Annotated in this window: 4 protein-coding genes; 1 reads left to right on the top strand and 3 read right to left on the bottom strand. The window is 36.1% G+C overall.

Annotated features, from left to right (window positions below; translation table 11 throughout):
* From R8925_RS15690 to R8925_RS15700, 3 genes are all read right to left on the bottom strand, one after another.
* The coding region (locus R8925_RS15690; protein WP_430536723.1) for a toxin Cry1Ac domain D-VI-related protein at window positions 1-1,091 on the bottom strand (1,091 nt) is incomplete at its 3' end.
* Window positions 1,092-1,353: 262 nt separating this feature from the next.
* The gene (locus R8925_RS15695; protein ID WP_430536724.1) at window positions 1,354-2,070 is read right to left on the bottom strand and encodes a Crp/Fnr family transcriptional regulator; all 717 of its coding nucleotides are present in this window, start codon (window positions 2,068-2,070) and stop codon (window positions 1,354-1,356) included.
* A gap of 199 nt (window positions 2,071-2,269) precedes the next feature.
* Window positions 2,270-2,986, bottom strand: coding sequence for a Crp/Fnr family transcriptional regulator (locus tag R8925_RS15700; protein WP_430536725.1), 717 nt, complete (start codon window positions 2,984-2,986; stop codon window positions 2,270-2,272).
* 229 nt (window positions 2,987-3,215) lie between these two features.
* Here R8925_RS15700 and R8925_RS15705 point away from each other — a divergent pair.
* On the top strand, window positions 3,216-3,963 hold a 748-nt coding region (locus R8925_RS15705), incomplete at its 3' end, for an AcpB/EbpR/MafR family transcriptional regulator (RefSeq protein WP_430536726.1).

Consider the following 3,963-nt stretch of genomic DNA (forward strand, 5'->3'; position numbering starts at 1 on the left):
GCTTCTTTGTCTGCTAGTTGTGTTTTTGCCTTCTCTAAATCGGCTTGTAGAGCTGCTTTTTTATCCGCATCCGTTACTTGATTGATGAGAGTTTGCGCATTCGTGATGTCTGCTTGCGTGATGCTTGTTGTGATCGTGCCATTTGGATCTTTGTTTTCAAACAGGTTGTTGACGGCTTCACGCGCTTTCTCTTGCGCTTCTTTTTCTGCCTGTGCCTTCGCGACTTTATCCGCTAGTTGTGCTTTTGCTTTGTCTAAATCGGCTTGTAGCTCTGCCTTTTTCGTTACGTCTACTACTTGATCCACTAGATTTTGGGCATTCGCAATGCTGTCTTCTGTCACAGCCGCTGTAATATTGCCTTGTGGGTTTTTGTTTTCAAATAAATTATTGACAGCTTCACGCGCTGTGTTTTGTGTAGCGACATCGTCTTTGGCCACTTGTGCAGTTGATTTCGTTAGACTGATATTCGAATACTTGATGACATCTTTCTTTCCTTTATCCGCGTATGATCTGAAATTAGGCAATGTAGATGTTTTCGTTGCTTTAAAGGTGGTAGTCAGCGTTCCTGTTTTCCCGCCCTTGCTTGCAGATGCTATTTGTGTCAAAGGACTTTCAGTATAGGCGTATATGGCACCACCATACTTCCCGTCACCTTCTAACACTTCGAAGTCTGCAGAAAAAGTGTACTCCTTGCCAATTTCTGTAGCTATGGGCTGTCCAACCTGTATACCTGTAGCCGTACCGCTACTGAATCTAGTGGCGTCCGTTGTAAGTGTGATACTCTTGCCATCTTCGATAGTCACATTGGCTGTCACATTAAATGAATTCGTAGCTTTAAAGGTATTACTTGCTTCATCGAGTGTCCATTTATTACCGCCACTTATCCAATTCCAATTAGTTAACGTATATTGACCAGTTTCTAATTTTGTCGCTTCTGAAGATAGGTTGATGAGATTTGGATTAGTCACATTGTTGTTACTTGCTTGTTCCGATGCTGCAGCTGGTGTGGCTAAGACATTAAATGGCGTTACCACACTTGTTCCGATAATCGATGTTAAAGCAACCACACTCATTAATTTTTTCATTTTCATTTTTCATTCCTTCTTTCTTTTTTTATTTGTTAGCTTACCTTTAGTTTAGCAGGTTTTGCTAATGCATCTGTCTTTCTATAACAATTTCATTTTCTTTGTCAATTCTTTAGAGAAATAGTGCGTCTGTTGCGATTATTCATGGACGAATACAATCACTCCTCTTTCTTTTCTAGGTCACTGCTTGGTACAAAATTAATAGTAACAGGGTTTCTCAACTGCATTTTCCACATTTCTAGAATGGCTTCCCCCTATTTGTTACTATTTATTGAACATCCAATTTTTCTTGTAATTTATAGGTATCAAAATATATCATTCGTTTTGTCGAAAAGAGTATCTCTTCTGCTTGCAGTTTTTGGAGGATGTTCGTAACGGTATTAGGGTTTAAGTTGGTATATTGGGCTAACATGCCTTTACTAATTTGTTTTGGAAAACAGATCGTATCTGGTGTATCTTGCATCCTTTCGCCAAATTTATTCCCAAAATGCAGAAGCGTTAGGCTGATACGTATGTCAGAAGGGAGTCGCAGTAATGCCTCTTTCTCCATCATCCGGGTGACTTGATTTTGCATGTGTACATAATGATAAAAGTATCCTTCTTGCGTATTCATTACCTTATCAATCACATCTGCCTTCGCGTATGTTAGGACAGTCAACTCATTGGAAATGACTTGGTAAACATAGTCAGATGGACTGCCTAGTAACAAATTGCTCAATCCAATAATATCCTGTGGTCCCAAGAAGTCGATGATATTTTCCTCATCCTTCATGGCCATCAAGTACCCCGACTCAATGAAAAGAATATCGTCTACTTCATCCTCCTCTGCTACTAACATATCGCCTTTTCGATATTTCTTACGTCTCCCTTCCAGTGGAAAAATCGTATCTTCTTCTAAAAAAAATTGGAATTTTTCTTCACTAAACTGCTTTTCGATATAGCGTTGATTATACAAAAGGCTCATCATCTCTAATTTCTGTTTCATATGTTTTGTCCTCCTTCAACTATGTGGTATGCTTGGTTTTCCTTTGCCTACTTATACTTTACCAGCTAATCGGACAATAGTTTCATTTTTCTAAAAAAATGAAACGTTTTTTCATTTCCTTTGATAAGTGCTTGTGTGTTTGGTAAGGAAAAGCGTTTTACAAAAGGCAGTAGTATCTTCCTAAGACAATGTGTTATTATCAAAACATATGGGCTATTTTCGCCTTCAATATAGAAATATCCACATAAAAACCTTTTTGATTTCTCGATAATATATTTTCTTGGTGTAACTTTTGAAGAACGATGGTGATTGTATTGGGGTTTAGATTTGTATACCTTGCAAGCCATCCTTTATTGATGGACTTCGGAAATCTGAAAATAGTGGATGATACTATCCTTTCACCATATCTTTCGGATAATATAATAAGGGCTAACATCACCCTCTCTTCAGCGTTTAATCGTAATAACTGTTCTCTTCTTACTATTTGTGTGAAACGATCTTGCATATATACATAGTGATATAAATAGCCTTCTTGCGTGTTTAATAGCTTCTTTATAACATCCTCTTTCTTATATTTCATTACCTTGACCTTATCTGAAATTACTTCGAACGAATAAGAAGATTGGCTTTCCATTGTTAGATTCTCTAGGCCAATAATATCTTGACTTCCGTAAAAGTAGGGAATTCGCATTTTTCCTCTAGAAGCAATAATACACCCAGATAAAATAAAAAAAACCTCTTCTATGCTTTCCGATTCCTTTATCATGTGCTCATATCTTTCGTACTGTTTGATCATTCCTTCGATAGGATACATATGATCCTCTTTTAAACACTGTAGAAGCCTTTCTGTGCTAAATTCCTTTTCTACAACGCTCGCATTATATAAATAGTTCATCTCAGCTACTTGTTTATTCATTCGTTATTCTCACTTTCTTTTCGATTATAGTCTTTTTTATAATTATAATACCGATCGTAACATGAGATATTCCCTTTGTTTTCTAGATTTATGGATTTTTAAAGACAGAAGTGTTGCAAACTTTTGAACTCCTATTTTTTTGTAGCGCGTTAAGTATTTTATCATTTGCACTTTTTTTGTGCTTATTTTATCATGAATGTATAGAAGTAAGGGATGGAGGGGCTTTATAATGAAAGATATTATTACAGCATCTGATTATCGGAAGTTAAAAATGCTCAACATACTATTTTTTGCAGAAAAACCACTGAGCAAAAAAGAATTAACTGCATCTGTGGAGTGCTCATTAAATACGTTAAACGCTGATGTAAAACTATTCAATTCTACCTGTCCTATGGAAATGGCTCACATCTATGAAGAAGATAAGCGTCTATTTTTAAAAACAGCTCCTGATATCAATTTTGATTTTTTGCAAGCTTATATGATTACTCATAGTGATTTATTTATACTCTCTGTATCCATCTTTCATAATGATAAATTGACTATACCGGAATGGGCGGAAAAAAACTTTATTAGCCCTGCTTCTTTTTATTTGAAGCTAAAAGAGATTGATACTTTCTTGGCTCGCAGTAGGCTTATATTAAAGAATAAGCCTCTACAAATTGAAGGAAATGAGATTAACATTCGCTTTTATTTTTCCCATCTCTTTACCAGAAGCCATCCTTATTCCGGCTGGATCAGTGAGGAAATTAGCTTTGAGCAAATCAATCGCTTTATTCAAAAATTTGAAGCACATATGGGCGTCTTTTTTTCAATCAGTTCACGAATGGAGTATGCAATCGCCATATGCGTTTGTTTAACGCGAATAAAACAAGGTTATGCAGCAGAACTAAGCCCTGTCGAAAAAAGCACCATTGATGATATTTATAAGTACTATCATGCTGAAAACATTGATTTTAATGATTTAGATGCTTTTTTAG

Origin of the sequence: Listeria rocourtiae subsp. hofi (genome assembly GCF_963575615.1) — a bacterium.
GTDB classification, from domain to species: domain Bacteria; phylum Bacillota; class Bacilli; order Lactobacillales; family Listeriaceae; genus Listeria_A; species Listeria_A hofi.

What these genes read in the sequence shown, in the direction of transcription:
- R8925_RS15695 (WP_430536724.1), bottom strand. Translation starts at nt 2,070, where the DNA reads ATGAAACAGAAATTAGAGATGATGAGCCTTTTGTATAATCAACGCTAT.
- R8925_RS15700 (WP_430536725.1), bottom strand. Translation starts at nt 2,986, where the DNA reads ATGAATAAACAAGTAGCTGAGATGAACTATTTATATAATGCGAGCGTT.